Below are 18,643 nucleotides of genomic sequence, written 5' to 3' on the forward strand. Positions count from 1 at the left end.
TGCCCTGTCTGCATATAGTCATGCACAGTCGTAGTCGAGTGAATAGAAGTCAATAGGTCTGCGTTAATCGACGGTTACTTCTGCTCGCAATATGGGACGAAAGCGCTTGGCGGCTAGCCCGAAAGGGCGGGTTCGAGAGGGGTTGCCCTGGATGGTGTCTCACATGCTGGATTCGACGGCGCGCGCCGACCTGAGTGGCGCCGGTGCCGCCGCGCCGCGGATCACGCTCGACGGCCGCGGCCTGCGCGTCGCCGATGTCGTACGTCTGGCCGACCGCAGAAACCTACCCGCCGCCCCCGACCCCGCCGCCCTCGCCCTCGTCGAACGCGCCTGGGAGACGGCGGACCGGCTCGCCGCCACCGGACGGGTCTACGGCCGCTCCACCGGCGTCGGCGCCAACCGCACCGAGGACGTCGGCCCCGGCGCCGACCACGGCCTGCGGCTGCTGCGCAGCCACGCCGGGGCCATCGGCAGTCCGCTGCCCGGCCGCGAGGTCCGCGCCATGATGGCCGTCCGCGCCAACCAGATACTCGCGGGCGGCGCCGGGCTGCGCCCCTCCGTCGTCACGTCCCTCGTCCAGGCACTGGACGCCGGTGTCCATCCCGTGGTCAACGAGTTCGGCGCGGTCGGCACCGGCGACATCGCCGCGCTCGCCCAGGCCGGGCTCGCCCTCGTCGGCGAACACCCCTGGGACCTCACCGACGCCGCCCCCGGCGGCCGGGCCCCCGACCCCATCACGCTCGACAGCAACGACGCCCTCGCGCTCATCAGCAGCAACGCCCTCACCCTCGGCCAGTCCGCGCTCGCCCTCGCCGACCTGCGGCGGCTGCTGTCCGCCTCGCTCGCCGTCGCCGCGCTCTCGCTGATCGCGGTCGGCGGCTCGTACGAGGCGTACGCCGAACCCGTCCAGCGCGCCCGCCCGCACCCCGGCTCGATCCACGCCGCCGCCCTCGTACGCGCCCTCATCGGCGCCCCGGCCCGGCCCACCCCGCCGCTCGGCCGCATCCAGGACCCGTACGGCTTCCGCTGCCTGCCGGCGATCCACGGCCCGGCGCTGGACGCCGCCGACGCGCTGGAGCGGGTGCTGAACGTCGACGTCAACGCGGCCGCCGAGAACCCGCTGATCAGCTCCGAGGACGAGGCCGCGTACCACAACGGCAACTTCTACGCCGCGCACGCCGCCCTCGCCCTCGACCACTTCCGGCTGGCCGCCCTGCAGACCGCGCGGCTGTCCACGGCCCGGCTCGCCGCGCTCAGCGAACCCGACTTCACCCGGCTCCGCCCCTTCCTCGGCGACCCCGCGCCCGCCAGCTCCGGCGTCATGATCCTGGAGTACGCGGCGGGCGCGGCCCTCGGTGAGATGCGGGCCGTCTCCCACCCCGCCTCCCTCGGCCACGCCGTGCTCTCGCGCGGTGTCGAGGAACAGGCCAGCTTCGCCTCGCTCGGCGCCCGCCAGACGCTGCGGGTGGCCGACCACTACCGGCAGGTGCTGGCCTGCGAACTGGTCGCGGCGGTCCGTGCGCTGCGGCAGCGCGGCATGGAACCGGAGCCGGGGGTGCCGGCGGCCGCCGCCTACGCGCTGGCGGCGGAAGTTCTCGATCCGCGGATGGAGGACCGGCCGTTGACGGAGGATGTGGCGGACGCGGTGGGTCTGCTGGATCCGCTGGCCGAGGTGTGCGAGGGCGTTGAGCCTGCTGAGGCTCGTGAGTGTGCTGAGGGTCAGGAGGACTGATGGGTACGGACAACGGGGCGGCGGACGTGGCGGATGTGGCCGGTGCGGCGGCGGATGTGGCCGGAGCGACGGTGGACGTGGCCGGAGCGGCGGCGGACGTGGCCGGTGCGGCGGATGTGGCTCATGTGACGGGTGCCGGGAGCGCCGCCCGCCTCCAGGCCCTGTTCGAGGGCCACCGCCTCACCCCCACCCAGCGCCGCATCGCCCACTGCATGGTGCGGCGGCCGGCCGACGCCCCGTTCCTCTCCAGCGTCGAACTCGCCGAACTCGCCGGGGTCAGCCAGCCCTCCGTGACCCGCTTCGCGGTCGCGCTCGGCTTCGACGGCTACCCCGCGCTGCGCAAGCACCTGCGCGACGTCGCGCCCGCCGCCGACGAACGGGCCGCGGGGGACGGGGCGTACAACTCGTACCAGCAGGCCGTGCAGTCCGAGATCGACAACCTGCGCCACCTCGCCGCCCTGCTCGCCGACCCCGAACCCGTCCTCCGCGCCGGCCGGCTGCTCGCCGCGTCCAGCCCGCTGCCGGTCCTCGGCCTGCGCGCCGCCTCCGCCCAGGCGAGGGGCTTCACGTACTTCGCGCGCAAGGTCCACCCCGACGTCCGACTGCTGGACGAGGGCGGCACGATGCTCGCCGACCGCATCGACGCGGCCCACCGGGCGGGCGCCACCGCCCTGCTGTGCTTCGCCCTGCCGCGCCATCCGCGGGAGGTGGTGGAGGGTCTGGAGTACGCCCGCGAAACCGGCCTGACCGTCGTCACCGTCGCCGACAGCACCTTCGCCCCGGTCGCCCGCCACAGCGATCTGCTGCTGCCCGCGGCCGTCGGGACCGGGCTGGCCTTCGACACCGCCTGCGCGCCGATGCTGCTGGGGCGGGTGCTGCTGGAGGCCATGTGCGACGCGCTGCCGGACGCGCAGGCGCGGCTGGAGGAGTTCGACGCGCGGGCCGCCGCGCGCGGTCTGTTCGTCGAGTAGGTCCCTGCGGGCTGGAGTCGTCCCGTCTCACCTGATTCTCAGCCGACCTGACTACAGTCCTCGCTCGATGGCCTGAGACGTCGAGGAGGTCGGCAGTGGCAGGACGCGGGACACATGCGCTGATACGGGTCGCCGTGATCGTACGGGCCCCCGCCGGATGGCTGTGGTGGCCGGGCCTTTTGGCCGCGGGCATCGGAATGCTGATCCCCGGCCTCACCGGACGCCGTATCGGCCTGCCGGCGGGGGCGGCGCTCTTCCTGCTCGCGGCCGCCGCCGTCCTCGTCGTACGGCGCGGCCGGTATCTGACGCTGGCCCAGGAGGCCACCCGCGCGGGTACGTCGGTGTTCCTCCAGGACCGCGCGGTGACCCTGCGGAACCGCCGCCGTGCCCTGCGGTGGTGGCTGCTCCTGGCCTTCCTGGCCGCCGTCGGCTCGTCCTTCGCCGTCCCGGCGGCGGGCGGCCTGCTGCTGGCGGGCCTCGGCGCCGGGCTGTGGGCCAAGGCGCTGTGGCTGGGCCGCTGGGAGCGCGCGCACGGCGCCCTGCTGTGGGTCCGGACGGACTGGGTCCCCCGGGGCCGCCCGGCGGGCCCCGCCGTCCGCGCCTACGAGACGACGGGCCCGGCGGCGGGGGACGCGGGGCCGGGCGGCGCGAAGCGGTGAGGTTTTTCGGGGTGCGCGATGGGTGCGGTGGGTGGTGCCGGTGCGGGGCCTCCGGGGCAGGGCCCTGGACCGTATATTTACGGCGCCGCCGAGGCGAAGCGTGGTGTGAACGTCGGCCAATCGGCGCCACACGTACACGTCAGCGTCCAGGACCCCACCCCTGCGACCCCGCCCCTCCCGCCGTTGGCGGCTCCCCGCCCTACAGGGCCGTCAGGCCCTCGGCCTCCGCGCCGCCGCTCTCGGCCACGATCTCTGCCACCGTCTGCGGCTTCCGGACCTCCGCGAAGCGGACGCCGTCGTTACTGGATGCGTACCCGTACACGCCCGGCCGGGGCAGGCTGTTGTAGGCGAAGTGGTTCGAGAAGTAGTAGGCCCCCGTGTCCAGCAGCGCCACATGGTCTCCCGCCGCCAGCTCCGGCAGGGCGCGGTTCTCGGCCACCAGGTCGCCCGCGAAGCAGCAAGGGCCCGCGATGTCCTGGGTGACCGGGCCGCCGGGGCCCGTCGGCTTGGGGCGGCCTTCCGCGTCGTACGTGGCGACTCGCAGGGGCCAGGAGGTGGGGGCGAAGACCGTACGGGTGGCCAGTTGCGCGCCCGCGTGGGTCACGGCGATCGGGCGGCCGCCGGCGGACTTCGCGTATTCGACGCGCGCCAGCACCACCCCCGACTTGGCGATCAGCGACCGCCCGAACTCGGTGACCAGGCCGTACCGCCCGTCGAGGAGACCGGGGACCGTGGTTTTCAGGAGTCGCGCGTACTCGTGGTAGCTGGGCGTGACCTCGTCGGACGTGAAGTTCACCGGGAGGCCGCCGCCGATGTCGAGGGTGTCGATCTGGCGGCGGCCGATGGTCTCGTTGATCTCCTCGGCGAGTTCGTACGCGGCCTGGACGCCCGCCACCATCAGCTCCAGCGGGCACCCCTGCGAGCCGACGTGGGCGTGCAGCCGGGTCAGCCAGGGGCGCTGGGCGAAGGCGCGCACGACCCAGTCGCGCGCCCCTACGTCGCGCAGGGCGACCCCGAACTTGGAGGTGGCCGTGGCGGTGCTGAGCGCGTCGATGCTGCCGCCGCCGACCTGCGGGTTGACCCGCAGACCCAGCGGGGAACGGGTGCCGTTGACGAGCGCGTCGAGGCGGGCCAGCTCCTGCGGGTTGTCGGCGTTGACGGCGATGGCCAGGTCGAGGGCTTCGCGTAGTTCGGCGGGGGTTTTGGCGGGCGAGTCGAGGACGATGCGGCCGGGGCCGAGACCGGCGGCCCGGGCGAGGGCCAGCTCGCCGGGGCTGGCCACCTCGCAGCCCAGCCCCTCGTCGGCCAGCAGCCGCAGGACGGGGACGAGCGCGGCGGCCTTCACGGCGAAGGCGTGCAGCACGGGCGTGCCGGGCGCCACGACCTCGTCGAAGGCCGCGCGCAGCTCGGCCGCGGCGGCGCGGATGCCGGTGACGTCGAGCAGCCCGACGACGGGCTGCTCGGGCCCGAGCAGCCCCTGCTCGATGGCGGCACGCACGGCCCGCTCCCGTCGCTCGACGGCGCCGGCCGGGACCGGGATCGGGATCGGGGCCGAAGCCGGGTTCGCAGTCATGACCTCAGCCAACCACCCGGGCGGGGCGGTGGGCCAGGCCGACGGTGCGCGGGTGAGGGGCGAGTCGGGGCCGCGGCCCCGCTCACAGCTCCACCAGCACCGCGCCCAGGTGGCGGCCCTCCAGCAACTCGACCAGGGCGCGGGGGGCTTGGGTGATGCCGGTCAGGCGGGTGTGGGGGTAGGTGATGGCACCCTCGCGCAGCGCGCGGCCGAATTCGCGCACGTACGTCGGCAAGGCGTCCGAGTGATCGTAGGCGCTGATGCCGCGCAGGGTGATGCCGCGGGCGATGAGGGCGAGGGTGCTGATCGGGGTGGTGGCGAGGGCGTCGTCGGACAGCTGGGCGGCGAGCGCGCCGACGATGGCGAAGCGGGCCTTGCGGCGGGCCAGGGCGAGGGCGGCGCGCAGTTGCTCGCCGCCGACGGTGTCGAACAGGACGTCGATGCCGTCCGGGGCCGCCGCGCGCAGCTGCTCCTCTATGGGGGCGGCGCCGCGGATCACGGCCGCGTCGTAGCCCAGCTCCGCGACGAGCCGGTCGGCCTTCGCCTGGGAGCCGGTGGAGCCGATGACCCGCGCGGCGCCGTGGAGCCGCGCGAACTGTCCGGCCAGGGTGCCGACCCCGCCCGCCGCGCCGGTGACGAACACCGTGTCGCCGCGCCGTACCCCGGCGCCGCGCACCACGCCCAGCCAGGCGGTGAAGCCCTGGGAGAGGTACGCGGCGGGGTCGGGCAGCGCGTCGGGGTCGAGCGGGGGCGCCTCGGCCGCGTCGAGGACGGCGTACTCGCGCCAGCCGGAGTGGTGGCGGACGAGGGCGCCGGTGGTCAGGCCGGTGCCGGGCGGGGCGACGATCACCTCGCCGAGGGCGGGGCCCCGCATGACGTCGCCGACCCGGCTCCGCAGCTGCGGCAGGCCGAGGGCTTCGGGGACGGCCGCGGGGAGCGGGCGCATGGCGGCGGCGACGCTCATCAGCCGGTTCCGTACCAGCACCTGGCCGCGGCCGGGCACGGGGAGCGGGGCGGTGGTGACCTCGAAGTGGCCGGTGGTGAGCGGACCGTCGGGGCGGGCGGCGAGGCGCACCTCGCGGTGGGTGGCGGGCAGGGACACGGCAGGACGCTACGTCCTGGCGCGGACGCCGACCGCGCGGCCTGTCCACACGCCTCCGGGGAACCACCCGGGTGTATGCCACAGTCGCCCCTATTGACTAGCTATATTCATCACAGTCAAGATGTGAATAACTCGATCCAGTAGACGACAGGGAGGCACGGCCCATGTCAGGACCGCGACCCGTACGGGCCCCGCGAGGTACGGAGCTGAGCGCCCGGGGATGGCAGCAGGAGGCCGCCCTGCGGATGCTGCAGAACAACCTCGACCCGGAGGTGGCCGAGCACCCCGACAAGCTCGTCGTCTACGGCGGCACCGGCAAGGCGGCCCGCGACTGGCGTTCGTTCGACGCCATGGTCCGTACGCTGCGCACGCTGAAGCAGGACGAGACGATGCTCGTCCAGTCGGGCCGTCCGGTCGGCGTCATGCAGACCCACGAATGGGCGCCCCGCGTCCTGATCGCCAACTCCAACCTGGTCGGCGACTGGGCCAACTGGGAGGAGTTCCGCCGCCTGGAGGCGTTGGGCCTGACCATGTACGGCCAGATGACCGCGGGCTCGTGGATCTACATCGGCACGCAGGGCATCCTCCAGGGCACGTACGAGACGTTCGCGGCCGTCGCGGAGAAGAAGTTCGGCGGGACCCTCGCCGGGACGATCACCCTCACCGCCGGCCTCGGCGGCATGGGCGGCGCCCAGCCGCTCGCGGTCACCATGAACGACGGCGTCGCGATCTGTATCGACTGCGACCCGCGCGCCATCGACCGCCGTATCGAGCACCGCTACCTGGACGTGCGCGCCGACAGCCTGGACCACGCCCTCCAGCTTGCGACCGAGGCGCGCGACGCCCGCCGCCCGCTGTCGATCGGCGTGCTGGGGAACGCGGCCGAGCTGGTCCCGCAGCTGCTCGCGATGAACGCGCCGATCGACATCGTCACCGACCAGACCAGCGCCCACGACCCGCTGTCGTACCTGCCGATCGGCGTGGACTTCGACGAGATGGCGTCGTACGCCGCCGAAAAGCCCGCCGACTTCACCCAGCGGGCGCGCGAGGCGATGGCCCGGCACGTGGAGGCCATGGTCGGCTTCATGGACGCGGGCGCCGAGGTCTTCGACTACGGCAACTCGATCCGCGGCGAGGCCAAGCTCGCGGGCTTCGAGCGCGCCTTCGCCTTCCCCGGCTTCGTCCCCGCGTACATCCGGCCGCTGTTCTGCGAGGGCAAGGGCCCGTTCCGCTGGGCGGCGCTGTCCGGCGACCCGAAGGACATCGCGGCGACGGACAAGGCGATTCTCGACCTCTTCCCGGAGAACGAGTCCCTGGCCCGCTGGATCAAGATGGCGGGGGAGCGGGTCCACTTCCAGGGGCTGCCCGCCCGCATCTGCTGGCTCGGCTACGGCGAGCGCGACAAGGCGGGGGAGCGGTTCAACGAGATGGTCGCCGACGGGACGCTCGCCGCGCCGCTGGCCATCGGCCGCGACCACCTGGACTGCGGCTCGGTGGCCTCCCCGTACCGCGAGACCGAGGCCATGCTGGACGGCTCGGACGCGATCGCCGACTGGCCGCTGCTGAACGCCATGGTCAACGTCGCCTCGGGCGCCTCCTGGGTCTCGATCCACCACGGCGGCGGGGTCGGCATGGGCCGCTCGATCCACGCGGGCCAGGTGACGGTGGCCGACGGCACGCCGCTGGCGGCCGAGAAGATCCGCCGCGTCCTGACGAACGACCCGGGGATGGGCGTGATCCGCCACGTGGACGCCGGTTACGACCGCGCCGACGAGGTGGCCGCCGAACGCGACGTCCGCATCCCGATGAGGGAGTCGGGAGAGTGACCGTTGTGGGCAATCGTCCCGCTGAGGAGGCACCTCCCAGCGGTAGCTGGGGGAGGGACGGGCGGGCACAACCCACCCACCGGTCCGCACCCGCGCACGAAACGGAGGCTGAGACCACAGTGGGCACACCCCCCACGACCGGCGCGTCGTTCCACGAGATGTGGCGCGACCTCGCCCCGATCGGCCGCCACGCGGAATCCGGCGGCTACCGCCGCTACGCCTGGACCGGCGCCGACACGGACTGCCGCGCCTGGTTCCAGGCACAAGCGGAAACCCGCGGCCTGACCTACGAGCTGGACCGCAACGGCAACCAGTGGGCCTGGCTCGGCGACCCGGAAGCCGGAGACGCCATCGTCACCGGCTCCCACCTGGACTCCGTCCCCGACGGCGGCGCCTTCGACGGCCCCCTCGGCGTCGTGTCCTCCTTCGCCGCCCTGGACGAGCTGCGCGCCCGCGGGGCCACGCCCGCCAAGCCGCTCGCCATCGTCAACTTCGGCGACGAGGAGGGCGCCCGTTTCGGGCTGGCCTGCGTGGGCTCCCGGCTCACCGCCGGGCAGCTCGACAAGGACCGGGCGCACGCCCTCCGGGACACGGACGGCGTCACGCTGCCCCAGGCCATGGAGCGCGCCGGGTACGACCCGGACGCCATCGGGCCGGACCCGGAGCGGCTGGCCCGCATCGGCGCCTTCGTGGAGCTGCACATCGAGCAGGGCCGGGCCCTGGGCACGCTGTCCGATAGTGGCTCCGCCACGGGGAACGCCCCCGTGGGCGTCGCCTCCGCGATCTGGCCGCACGGCCGCTGGCGGTTCGACTTCCACGGCGAGGCCAATCACGCCGGGACGACCCGGCTGGACGACCGCCGCGACCCCATGCTCACGTACGCGAACACGGTCCTCGCGGCCCGCAAGAAGGCCCGTCTGGCCGGGGCCCTCGCGACCTTCGGCAAGGTCGGCGTCGAGCCGAACGGGGTGAACGCGATCGCGAGCCTGGTGCGCGGCTGGCTGGACTCCCGGGCCCCCGACGAGGAGACCCTGGCCGCCGTCGTCGGCGAGATCGAGCGCGCGGCGGTCGAGCGCGGGCAGCGCGACGGGGTGGACGTCAAGGTCACCCGGGAGTCCTTCACGCCCATCGTGGAATTCGCCCACGACCTGCGTGACCAGCTGTCGGGCCTGCTCGGCGGCGTCCCGGTCCTCCCCACCGGCGCCGGGCACGACGCGGGCATTTTGTCCGCGTCGGTTCCGACCGCCATGCTGTTTGTAAGGAACCCCACCGGCGTCTCGCACTCACCCGCGGAGACGGCGGGCGAGGATGACTGCCTCGCCGGTGTGGCCGCGCTCGCGCAGGTACTGGAGGGGTTGGCGTGTCACTGACGGCGCAGACCTACTGGGCGGAGTACGCCTGGCTGGACGGCCAGGTGGTGCCGGACGTGGTCATCGTGGTGGCCACGGACGGGCGGATCAAGGCCGTGCGGCCCAGGAGCCGCGCACATCCGGCCGGGTCCGTGACCCTGCGCGGGCTGACCGTCCCCGGCCTGGCCAACGCGCACAGCCACGCCTTCCACCGGGCCCTGCGCGGCATCGTGCAGGCGGGCGCGTCGGCGAACCCGGCGGACGGCGCGGCGCCGGACTCCTTCTGGACCTGGCGCACGCTGATGTACGAGGTGGCCGACCGGCTCACCCCGGACAGCTACTTCGATCTGGCCCGTGCCGTGTACGCCGAGATGGCCATGGCGGGCATCACCTGCGTCGGCGAGTTCCACTATCTCCACCACGCACCCGGTGGCAGCCGCTACGCCGACCCCAACGCCATGGGGCAGGCCCTGATCGCGGCGGCGGCCGAGGCCGGTATCCGCATCACCCTCCTCGACACCTGCTATCTGTCCTCCGGTTTCGGTGCGGAGCCCGATCAGCACCAGCTCCGCTTCTCGGACGGCACCGCGGACGCCTGGGCCGAGCGGGTCTCCGCGCTCAAGGGCGACGGCAACACCCGCATCGGCGCCGCCATCCACTCGGTGCGGGCCGTCCCCGTCGATCAGCTCGCGACCGTCTCCGGCTGGGCCGAGGGGCAGGCGGCGCCCCTGCATGTGCATCTCTCCGAGCAGACCGCCGAGAACGACGCCTGCGTGGAGGCCCACGGCTTCACCCCCACCCGGCTGCTCGACGACCACGGGGTGCTGGGCCCGCGCACGACCGCCGTGCACGCGACCCACCTCACCCCCGGCGACATCCGGCTGCTGGGCCACTCGGCCACCGGCGTGTGCATGTGCCCGACCACCGAACGGGACCTCGCCGACGGCATCGGCCCGGCCGCCCAGCTGAGCCGGGCGGGCTCACCGCTGTCCCTGGGCAGCGACAGCCACGCCGTGATCGACATCCTCGAAGAGGCCCGCGCCATGGAGCTGGACGAGCGACTGCACACCCGCACCCGCGGCCACTGGACCGCCGCCCAGCTGCTGCGTGCCGCCACCGCCGACGGTCACGCGGCGCTCGGCTGGGGCGCGGACACGGGCCGGATCGAGGTGGGCGCGCTCGCCGACCTCACCACGATCGCGCTGGACTCGGTCCGCACGGCGGGGCCGCCACCCCGGCTGGGCGCCGAGACGGCGATATTCGCGGCGACCAACGCGGACGTCCGGCACACCGTGGTCGGCGGCCGCCATGTCGTACGGGACGGGGCCCACCAGCTCGTCCCGCGCGTCCCCGAGGCACTGGCCGAAGCCATCGCGGCTCTGCACGGCTGACGACCAGGCTGACCAGGCCGGCCAGGCCGATCACGTTGACCAGGCCGGCCAGGCCGAGCCGGCTGATCAAGGAGAACGCCCCCACCATGACCACCGCAACCGACACGGTCACGACCCCCACCACGACGGCCCTCATCCACATCTCCAGCCTCGTCACCAACGACCCCTCCCTCGGCGAAGGCCCCCTCGGTCTGATCCAGGACGCGGCGGTCGTCATCGACGGTGACCGCATCGCCTGGGTCGGTGAGACAAGCAAAGCACCCGCCACCGACAACCGGGTCGACGCGGCGGGCCGGGCCGCCATTCCGGGCTTCGTCGACTCCCACTCCCACCTGGTCTTCGCGGGCGACCGCACCGAGGAGTTCAACGCCCGGATGTCCGGCCGGGCCTACACCGCGGGCGGCATCCGCACCACCGTGGCCGCCACCCGCGCCGCCTCGAACAACGTGCTCAACGCCAACGTCGCCCGCTATGTGGTGGAGGCCCTGCACCAGGGCACCACCACCCTGGAGATCAAGTCCGGCTACGGCCTGACCTCGGAGGACGAGGCCCGCGCCCTGTCCATCGCCGCCGCCCACACCGACGAGGTGACGTTCCTCGGCGCGCACATCGTCGCCCCCGAGTTCGCCGACGACCCGGCCGCGTACGTCGACCTCGTCACCGGCCCGATGCTCGACATGTGCGCCCCGCACGCCCGCTGGGTCGACGTCTTCTGCGAACGGGGCGCCTTCGACGGCGACCAGGCCCGCGCCGTCCTCACCGCGGGGAAGGAGCGCGGGCTCATCCCGCGCGTCCACGCCAACCAGCTCTCGTACGGCCCGGGCGTGCAGCTCGCCGTCGAACTGGGCGCGGCCTCCGCCGACCACTGCACGCATCTCACCGACGCCGATGTGGACGCCCTGGCGCAGGGCGACACGGTCGCCACCCTGCTGCCCGGGGCGGAGTTCTCGACCCGCGCGACGTATCCGGACGCGCGCCGGCTGCTGGACGCGGGCGCCACGGTCGCGCTGTCGCCGGACTGCAACCCCGGCTCGTCCTTCACCAGCTCGATGCCGTTCTGTATCGCCCTGGCCGTACGGGACATGGGGATGACCCCGGACGAGGCGGTCTGGGCGGCCACCGCGGGCGGGGCGCGGGCGCTGCGCCGCGACGACGTGGGGCGGATCGCCCCCGGCGCCCGGGCCGACCTCGCGCTGCTGGACGCGCCCTCGCACGTCCACCTCGCGTACCGCCCCGGCGTACCGCTGATCTCGGCGGTCTGGCGGGCCGGCACGCTCGTCTGACCGCCTGTCAGGGGATCAGGACACGAATAAGGACCCGTCCCGGAAAGCGGGGGGCGGGCCCTTATCCGTCTGCGGAAGCGTTACTCCTCGATCATCAGCCCCTTGCGGAGCCGACGGAGGGTGCGCGACAGCAGCCTGGACACGTGCATCTGGGAGATGCCCAGTTCCTCGCCGATCTCCGACTGCGTCATGTTGGCGACGAAGCGCAGGGAGAGGATCTGCTTGTCCCGGGCGGGCAGATCGGCGATGAGCGGCTTCAGGGACTCGACGTACTCGATGCCCTCGAGCCCGTGGTCCTCGTACCCTATGCGGTCCGCGAGCGCGCCCTCGGAGTCGTCCTCCTCCGGCTGGGCGTCCAGCGAGCTGGCGGTGTACGCGTTGCTCGCGGCCATGCCCTCGACGACCTCGGCGGTGGTGATGTCCAGGCGCGCGGCCAGCTCGCCGACGGTCGGCGCGCGGTCGAGCCGCTGGGCCAGTTCGTCACCGGCCTTGGCCAGGTCCAGCCGCAGCTCCTGGAGCCGCCTGGGAACGCGCACGGACCAACTCGTGTCCCGGAAGAAGCGCTTGATCTCGCCGACGATGGTCGGCATCGCGAAGGTGGGGAACTCGACGCCACGGCCCGGCTCGAACCGGTCGATGGCCTTGATGAGGCCGATGGTGCCGACCTGGACGATGTCCTCCATCGGCTCGCTGCGCGAGCGGAAGCGGGAGGCGGCGAACTTGACCAGTGCCAGGTTCAGCTCGACCAGGGTGTTCCGGACGTAGGCGTACTCGTGGGTGCCTTCTTCGAGTACCTCGATGCGTTCGAAGAGCGTCTTCGAGAGGGCCCTCGCGTCGACCGGACTCACCGTCTCAAAAGACGGGATTTCCGGCAGATCAGACAATTCGGCCAGTTCATCGTAGGAATATCCGGCGATCGCCTGGGCATCCGCATCAGTGACGAACTGTTCGGGTGCGTGAGTCGACGAGACGGTGGCCCTGGTACTCCAAGACGGGTCGGTACGCGAGTCGTCGAGCTGGGGTGACATAGTCTCCTCCGTCGTTCTCGGCATATGGCTGCCGATGCCATGACGTGCTGCTCCGGTGAGCGGCGCCTCCAAAGCCGGGCCGTGTTCGGGTGTGTCCCTACTACGCCTACCCGTATTCGCTGGTGCGTGGCAAGTCCACGTTGTCCATATTTGCCGAACTATGCGAAATGTTCGGCTACCGGAGTACCGGTCAAAGGCGTAAGGTTCATTGCGCGCAATCGAAAGCAACGAGACGCCAGAAGAGGTGCGCACATGGACCGCGGGATGGTCGGCAGCGCCAGCAAGGGCCGGCTCCAGGTCGAGGTTCGGCACCACGGGGCGAGCGCGGTCGTGACACCGACGGGTGAGTTGGACCACCACACCGCCGAGGTGCTGCGAGAACCGCTGGAGCAGTGCGTGGAGGGGGGTCGTGTGCGGCTGGTCGTGGACTGCTCGCATCTGGAGTTCTGTGATTCCACCGGCCTCAACGTGCTGCTCGGTGCCCGTCTGAAGGCCGAGGCCGAAGGTGGGGCGGTCCATCTTGCCGGGATGCAGCCGGTCGTTGCCCGCGTGTTCGAGATCACAGGCGCGGAGGCCGTCTTTACGGTCCATGAATCCCTCGACGCAGCGCTTGTCGAGTGATCTCCGCCACTCCTGTTTCCGGTGTTTCGGCAGGATGTCATCGAGGCGTTGTCCGCGTCACATGAGCCGTACCGGAGAAGTGGGTGTTCTCACGCTTTGGCCGGGCAGGAGACAGGCTGAAACTGTTGAAGAGATCAGGTATCCCTTGTCCCTGAATCGGTGAATCGGTGAGGTGAAGCGCTGATGAGCACCACCCGGCCGTACCCGCCGGGCGACCGCGGCCCGGATCCGGACGGCCCTGCCGCTTCGGCTGCCCCACCGGCCACTCCACCCCCTGGGCGGACCCGTCAGCTCCGCAGGCTCCATCTGATCGGGGCCAGCGGCGCCGTCCCGCGCGCCCGGGACTTCACGCGCGAGGCGCTGCGTGACTGGGGTTGGCTTCCGGCCGCGACCGCCGACCAGCGGGCCGCCGCGGAGGATGTGCTGCTCGTCGTCTCCGAGCTGGTCACCAACGCCTGCCTGCACGCCGACGGACCCGAGGAACTGCGGGTCAGCTGCAACGCGAAGGTGCTCCGCCTCGAAGTCGTGGACCTCGGCACCGGTACGCCCGCCCCGCGCACCCCGCACCGCGCCGGCCGGCCGGGTGGCCACGGGATGTTCATCGTGCAGCGGCTGTGCCTCGACTGGGGGGTCGTGCGGAACGCGGAGGGATCCGGCAAGACCGTCTGGGCCGAGCTGGCCGCGCCCGCCTGAAGAGCACGGCCACGGCCCCTCTCCGCCCGAGCCCGGGTGCTGAGCGCCCGGTAGCGTTCATGCGTTTCGCGCCGATTCGGCGTGCTCTTTGTCTTCCCTCGTCAAGGTCCCCGGCGTACTGTCGGCGCCCGATCTGATGTGCCGTCAGTTACATTCGGCTGCGGCGCTTGACGAGAGGGGATCTCAGGTGTCCCAATCCCAGCGCCGTGCGGCCGGCCGCGGCGGTGCCCTCACGTTGGCCGCGGCCGTGGCCGGTTCTGCGGTACTGCTCACCGCTCCGGCCGCCCACGCGGCCACGGTGGACGTCAACTACCAGTGCAAGACGCCGATCGGCGACAAAAGCGCCGTATCGCCCATCGACATCAAGGGCGTTCCGAGCGGCAGCGGCTACAAGCTCACCATGTCCTTCGAGAAGGGCGTCTCCTCCAGCCCCGTGGAACTGGGCAAGGGGGCCATGCACCCGAGCGCGCTCATCAAGCTGGGCGGTGCGGAGACCGGCACGGTGTCGGTGTCGGGTCCGGCCAACGACAAGGCCATCCCCGCCAATACGCCCATCAGGATCAGCACGCTGACGGGCACGTACACCCCCAAGAAGAGCGGAAAGGTCACCTTCACCGCCTCGACCCTGACCATCAAGGCGCTGGGTACGACCACGACCTGTACGCCGGGCAACAGCCCCAAGCCCTCGCTGACCCTGGACGTCACGGCCCCGGGCGGTTCCGGCGGCTCCGATTCCACCGGGGGGACGAGCGGCAGCGGCGGTACGGGCGGCCCGGACAGCGGTACGGGCGGCACCAGCAGCACCGGCGGTACGGGCGGCACCGGCGGCGGCCGGCTGCCGCAGACCGGACCCGCCGACTCCGCCATCGCGCTCGGCACCCTCGGCGGCACGGTGCTCCTCACCGGAGCGGCCGGGGCGCTCTGGCTGACCCGCCGCCGACGGGCCACCCCGTAGAGCCGCGGGCATGCCGTCCCGTACCGGCGCCGCGTTACGCGCGGGCGCCGCTGCCGCCGCGCTGCTGCTGGGCGTGCCCGCGACGCCCGCCGCTGCCGCCGCGCCCGGCTGGTCGGCGGCGCCCGCGCCCGGCGCGGGCAGCGCACCGGACGCCGCCGGCCGGCCGTACTTCTACCTGGAGGGGCGGCCCGGCACCGTCCTGAAGGACAAGCTCTCGGTCACCAACGAGGACAAGCGCGCCCACACCCTGCGGCTCCGGGGCCAAGGAGCCGAGGGAACATGGATCGCGTTCTCCGCCCGCACGGTGAAGGTCCCGGCCCGCACCCGCGCCGACGTCCCCTTCACCGTCACCGTGCAGCCCGACGCCGCGCCCGGCGACCGCTCCGGCGCGCTCGTCGTCACCGGCGGCGGCCACCGGAGCGAAGTACGGATGCATCTGCGGATCAGCGGGGCGACGCTGTCCGCGCTCTCCGTCGAGGACGTACGGGTCGTACGGGCCGGGGGCGGCGGCGGGGCGGCCATCCGTTACGCCGTCGTCAACCGCGGCAACACCGCGCTGACGCCACGGCTCGCCGTACGCGCCGACGGTCTCTTCGGCGCGGTGCTGCGCCGGGACGCCCGTACCCTCCCCGTCCAGGTGCCGCCGGGCAAGCGGGTACGGCTCACCGAGCGCTGGCCGGACGCCCCCGCTCTCGACGCGGTGGACGTGAGGCTCACCGTCACCGCGCGCGGCGGCGCGCACGCGGTGGCCTCCGCCAAGTACACCGCCGCACCCGGGTGGCTGCTCGCCGCCGCGGCGGCCACGGCGCTGGGCGCGGCGGGCGGCGGCGGTGCGTGGCTGTTCCGCAGACGCAACCGGAGTCGGATGGCCAGCACGGAGTCAGGAGCGCGCGCGTGAACGCCGTTACGAACCGCCGTCGGTACGCCGGGCTGCTGGCCGCCCTGCTCGCCGCGCTCGCCCTCGTCGTACCGTCCTCCGGACCCGCCGCCGCGGCCGACGACGGCCCGGCCGCGAAGGTGTCCCGGGAGCAGGCGGGTACGGGCGGCACGATCACCGTGAGCGGCACCGGCTGGCGGCCGCGCGCCCTGCTCACCCTGCTCATCTGCGGTCAGAACATGATCGGCGGCACCAACTCCTGCGCCAACGCCGACGGCAGAGCGGTCACCACCGGAGCGGACGGCACGTTCCGCCGGAAGCTGCCGGTCGCCGAGCCGCCCAAGCCCTGCCCCTGCGTCGTCCACGTCGCGACCGTGACCGGTGAAGCGGCCGCCGCGGACGTGGCGTTCAAGGTCGCCGGGCATCCCGTCGCGCCCCTGCCCGAGCAGCGCACCGGCGGTGAGCGGCTGAGCGTGCTCTCCGCGCGGCTCGACGGTGCGAGCGGGCTGCTGACCTGGTTCGGCGCGCCCCCGCAGCGACGGCTCGTCGTCACCGTCGCCAATCTCGGCTCGACCCCGGCCCGCGATCCGGTCTTCCAGGTGGGCACCTCGCACGGCGTCTTCGCCCCCGACTGGGAGGAGCAGCAGTGGCGGGGCACCCTCAAGCCGGGGAAGAAGGCGCAGGTCAAGCTGGCTGTGGAGCTGTCGGCGGGCGCGCACGGCGACTACCAGGTGTCGCTGAAATACGGGCGCAAGGTGCTCGTCGAACAGCCGTGGGGGGTGGGGCGGCCCTGGGGCGTCACGCTCTTCTGGATCCTGCTGTGCGTCGTCGTCCCGGCGGCGGTCTTCCGTATCGGCATGGCCGTCGTGGACAAGGTACGGCCGCGTACACCCCCGGCCGCCACGGCCGCCACGGCCGCCAAGGCCGCCAAGGCCGCCAAGGCCGCCAAGGTGGCCGAGGCGGCCGAGCCCGCCCCGGCCACCGCCCTGCCCTGGTTCACCCCGGGCACGCTGCCGGGGACACCGACGCACCACCTTTCCGCACCGTCCGAGGAGAACCGACCGAACCCGAAGGGAACGACGTGAGGACGCAACGAAGAGTGAGTGCGGCCGCCGTCGCACTGCTGCTCGGCGGTGCGGGCATGATGCTCGGCGCGAGCACCGCTTACGGCGCCGAGGTCTCGTACCAGACCGAATGCCTGCCGCCGCCCATCTCCGGCCTGCCCCCGGTGCAGGGCACCACGACCGCGGACGTCCAGGCCCCGGCCACGGCCAAGGTCGGCGACGAGGTCGAGGTGGTGTGGAAGACGGTCCAGGCCGCCTCCAAGAACCCGCCGATCCTCGACATCGAGGAGAACACGGTGAAGCCCACCGGCACGCTCACGGTGGGCGGCGCGCAGACCGGTGAACTGGCCATGGAGGGGCCGCGGGAGAATCCGGCGATCCCCAAGGACAGCCCGATGAAGCTGTCGGACATGAAGGCCAAGCTGAAGCTGACGACGGCCGGTGAGGTCACGCTGACGCCCGGCGCTTACAACATCAACGTCAGCAAGCCGCTGTCGACCGACACCAAGTGCGCGGCGAAGGAGACCGTGAAGGCGGCCGCCACCATCAAGGTGACGGACGGCAGCACGTCGGGCGGCACCACCAGCGGTACGACCGCCGGCACCACGTCGGGAACCACATCCGGTACGACGTCGGGCACCACGAGCGGAACCACCAGCGGTACGACGTCCGGCACCACATCCGGCACCAGCAGCGGGACCACCAGCGGCACCACCGCCGGTGGCGGCGGTGGCGGCGATTCGTACACCGGCAAGGAGGTACAGGTCGAGTACGCCTGCAAGACTCCCATCGGCGACAAGACCGCGACCTCCCCGGTCCGCATCGACGCCGCCAAGAGCGGTGGCAGCTTCGCCCTGACCGTGAAGTTCGGCAAGTCCGTGATGGACAGCCCGGCCGACATCCCAGCGGACTCGGTCAAGCCGTCCATGGCGGTCAAGGTCGGTGGGGCGGACAAGGGCACGGTGTCCGTGGCGGGCCCCACCAACAAGGAGCCCATCAAGTCCGGTGCCCCGATCGAGATCCCGGACCTGACCGGCACCTACAAGCCGGGCGCGAGCGGCAAGTCGACGCTCACCCCGGGCGTGCTGACGGTCAAGGCGCTCGGTACGACCACCACCTGCACCCCCGCCAAGGACCCCGGCGCCTCGCTGGAGCTGGACACGACGAAGCAGCCCGGCGGCACCTCGGGCGGTACCTCGACCTCCGGTGGAACCTCCACCTCCGGCGGAACCGGCACCTCGGGCAGCGGCACCAGCGGCGGGCTCGCCGAAACCGGTTCGAACGACCACGGCGGCCTCACCGCACTCGGGCTGATCGCCGGTACGACGATCCTGCTCGGCGGCGCGATCTTCACCCTCACCCCGTGGCGCAAGCTGCGCGGCACCCGCTGAACGACCCGGCTTCGCCCCGCCCCACCCCGTGCGGCGGGGCGAACTGCCCTGCGGGCAACGCTGCGTTAGCGGGACTTCAGCCGCTGCCCCATAGCCTGTGGCCAGGGCCCGGCCGCCGAACCGTCGTC

At 72.9% G+C, this 18,643-nt stretch carries 16 protein-coding genes; 13 read left to right on the forward strand and 3 right to left on the reverse strand.

What is annotated here, in order from left to right; genetic code table 11:
- Positions 1 to 151: 151 nt before the first annotated feature.
- The 3 genes from ACH4SI_RS37065 to ACH4SI_RS37075 all read left to right on the forward strand — a co-directional run bounded on the left by ACH4SI_RS37065 (position 152) and on the right by ACH4SI_RS37075 (position 3,362).
- Positions 152 to 1,732 (forward strand): aromatic amino acid lyase, encoded by a 1,581-nt coding sequence (locus tag ACH4SI_RS37065; protein ID WP_398303794.1) that lies wholly within the window; start codon positions 152 to 154, stop codon positions 1,730 to 1,732.
- The gene (locus ACH4SI_RS37070) at positions 1,732 to 2,703 is read left to right on the forward strand and encodes a MurR/RpiR family transcriptional regulator (protein ID WP_398303796.1); all 972 of its coding nucleotides are present in this window, start codon (positions 1,732 to 1,734) and stop codon (positions 2,701 to 2,703) included. The genes ACH4SI_RS37065 and ACH4SI_RS37070 overlap by 1 nt, the downstream gene beginning before the upstream one ends.
- A gap of 95 nt (positions 2,704 to 2,798) precedes the next feature.
- Complete coding sequence (locus ACH4SI_RS37075) at positions 2,799 to 3,362, forward strand: hypothetical protein (RefSeq protein ID WP_398303798.1); 564 nt, start codon at positions 2,799 to 2,801, stop codon at positions 3,360 to 3,362.
- 199 nt (positions 3,363 to 3,561) lie between these two features.
- Here the strand turns inward: ACH4SI_RS37075 and ACH4SI_RS37080 are convergent, their stop codons facing one another.
- Both ACH4SI_RS37080 and ACH4SI_RS37085 read right to left on the reverse strand, forming a co-directional pair.
- Positions 3,562 to 4,935 carry a diaminopimelate decarboxylase gene (locus ACH4SI_RS37080; RefSeq protein WP_398303800.1) on the reverse strand — a complete coding sequence of 458 codons (1,374 nt, stop codon included), beginning with the start codon at positions 4,933 to 4,935 and terminating at the stop codon, positions 3,562 to 3,564.
- Between the two features lie 82 nt (positions 4,936 to 5,017).
- Complete coding sequence (locus ACH4SI_RS37085) at positions 5,018 to 6,037, reverse strand: zinc-binding dehydrogenase (protein WP_398303802.1); 1,020 nt, start codon at positions 6,035 to 6,037, stop codon at positions 5,018 to 5,020.
- Positions 6,038 to 6,201: 164 nt separating this feature from the next.
- Here ACH4SI_RS37085 and hutU point away from each other — a divergent pair, with 164 nt between their 5' ends.
- From hutU to hutI, 4 genes are all read left to right on the forward strand, one after another.
- On the forward strand, positions 6,202 to 7,863 hold the full coding sequence (gene hutU / locus ACH4SI_RS37090; protein ID WP_398303804.1) for a urocanate hydratase: 1,662 nt from the start codon (positions 6,202 to 6,204) through the stop codon (positions 7,861 to 7,863).
- A 158-nt stretch (positions 7,864 to 8,021) separates the two neighbouring features.
- A complete protein-coding gene (locus tag ACH4SI_RS37095) occupies positions 8,022 to 9,233 on the forward strand; it encodes an allantoate amidohydrolase (protein WP_398303902.1) in 1,212 nt (403 codons plus the stop codon).
- Positions 9,224 to 10,603 (forward strand): formimidoylglutamate deiminase, encoded by a 1,380-nt coding sequence (locus ACH4SI_RS37100; protein ID WP_398303806.1) that lies wholly within the window; start codon positions 9,224 to 9,226, stop codon positions 10,601 to 10,603. Before ACH4SI_RS37095 ends, ACH4SI_RS37100 begins: the two co-directional genes overlap by 10 nt.
- 86 nt (positions 10,604 to 10,689) lie before the next feature.
- Entirely contained in the window at positions 10,690 to 11,886 is a 1,197-nt protein-coding gene (hutI, locus tag ACH4SI_RS37105; protein WP_398303808.1) for an imidazolonepropionase, read from the forward strand.
- An 80-nt stretch (positions 11,887 to 11,966) separates the two neighbouring features.
- Here hutI and ACH4SI_RS37110 read toward each other — a convergent pair whose 3' ends face one another.
- The gene (locus ACH4SI_RS37110; RefSeq protein ID WP_398303811.1) at positions 11,967 to 12,914 is read right to left on the reverse strand and encodes an RNA polymerase sigma factor SigF; all 948 of its coding nucleotides are present in this window, start codon (positions 12,912 to 12,914) and stop codon (positions 11,967 to 11,969) included.
- 252 nt (positions 12,915 to 13,166) lie between these two features.
- Between ACH4SI_RS37110 and ACH4SI_RS37115 the strand changes: the two genes are divergently transcribed.
- From ACH4SI_RS37115 to ACH4SI_RS37140, 6 genes are all read left to right on the forward strand, one after another.
- Positions 13,167 to 13,535: an STAS domain-containing protein gene (locus tag ACH4SI_RS37115; protein WP_009717368.1), complete on the forward strand. Its 369-nt coding sequence runs from the start codon at positions 13,167 to 13,169 to the stop codon at positions 13,533 to 13,535.
- A gap of 183 nt (positions 13,536 to 13,718) precedes the next feature.
- Positions 13,719 to 14,228: an ATP-binding protein gene (locus tag ACH4SI_RS37120; protein ID WP_398303813.1), complete on the forward strand. Its 510-nt coding sequence runs from the start codon at positions 13,719 to 13,721 to the stop codon at positions 14,226 to 14,228.
- Positions 14,229 to 14,493: 265 nt separating this feature from the next.
- Positions 14,494 to 15,183: an LPXTG cell wall anchor domain-containing protein gene (locus ACH4SI_RS37125; protein ID WP_398303903.1), complete on the forward strand. Its 690-nt coding sequence runs from the start codon at positions 14,494 to 14,496 to the stop codon at positions 15,181 to 15,183.
- A 10-nt stretch (positions 15,184 to 15,193) separates the two neighbouring features.
- The gene (locus ACH4SI_RS37130; RefSeq protein WP_398303815.1) at positions 15,194 to 16,081 is read left to right on the forward strand and encodes a hypothetical protein; all 888 of its coding nucleotides are present in this window, start codon (positions 15,194 to 15,196) and stop codon (positions 16,079 to 16,081) included.
- Positions 16,078 to 17,145 carry a neocarzinostatin apoprotein domain-containing protein gene (locus ACH4SI_RS37135; protein WP_398303817.1) on the forward strand — a complete coding sequence of 356 codons (1,068 nt, stop codon included), beginning with the start codon at positions 16,078 to 16,080 and terminating at the stop codon, positions 17,143 to 17,145. The genes ACH4SI_RS37130 and ACH4SI_RS37135 overlap by 4 nt, the downstream gene beginning before the upstream one ends.
- 14 nt (positions 17,146 to 17,159) lie before the next feature.
- Positions 17,160 to 18,515: a hypothetical protein gene (locus ACH4SI_RS37140; RefSeq protein ID WP_398303819.1), complete on the forward strand. Its 1,356-nt coding sequence runs from the start codon at positions 17,160 to 17,162 to the stop codon at positions 18,513 to 18,515.
- Positions 18,516 to 18,643 lie beyond the last annotated feature (128 nt).

Source organism: Streptomyces sp. NPDC021212 (assembly GCF_044332925.1).
Classification (GTDB): domain Bacteria; phylum Actinomycetota; class Actinomycetes; order Streptomycetales; family Streptomycetaceae; genus Streptomyces.

Bases quoted from the DNA above. Each gene is read 5' to 3' on its own strand.
- ACH4SI_RS37110 (WP_398303811.1), bottom strand. From the start codon at position 12,914: ATGTCACCCCAGCTCGACGACTCGCGTACCGACCCGTCTTGGAGTACC.
- ACH4SI_RS37120 (WP_398303813.1), top strand. From the start codon at position 13,719: ATGAGCACCACCCGGCCGTACCCGCCGGGCGACCGCGGCCCGGATCCG.
- ACH4SI_RS37070 (WP_398303796.1), top strand. From the start codon at position 1,732: ATGGGTACGGACAACGGGGCGGCGGACGTGGCGGATGTGGCCGGTGCG.
- hutI (WP_398303808.1), top strand. From the start codon at position 10,690: ATGACCACCGCAACCGACACGGTCACGACCCCCACCACGACGGCCCTC.
- ACH4SI_RS37115 (WP_009717368.1), top strand. From the start codon at position 13,167: ATGGACCGCGGGATGGTCGGCAGCGCCAGCAAGGGCCGGCTCCAGGTC.
- ACH4SI_RS37130 (WP_398303815.1), top strand. From the start codon at position 15,194: ATGCCGTCCCGTACCGGCGCCGCGTTACGCGCGGGCGCCGCTGCCGCC.
- hutU (WP_398303804.1), top strand. From the start codon at position 6,202: ATGTCAGGACCGCGACCCGTACGGGCCCCGCGAGGTACGGAGCTGAGC.
- ACH4SI_RS37095 (WP_398303902.1), top strand. From the start codon at position 8,022: ATGTGGCGCGACCTCGCCCCGATCGGCCGCCACGCGGAATCCGGCGGC.
- ACH4SI_RS37080 (WP_398303800.1), bottom strand. From the start codon at position 4,935: ATGACTGCGAACCCGGCTTCGGCCCCGATCCCGATCCCGGTCCCGGCC.
- ACH4SI_RS37065 (WP_398303794.1), top strand. From the start codon at position 152: ATGGTGTCTCACATGCTGGATTCGACGGCGCGCGCCGACCTGAGTGGC.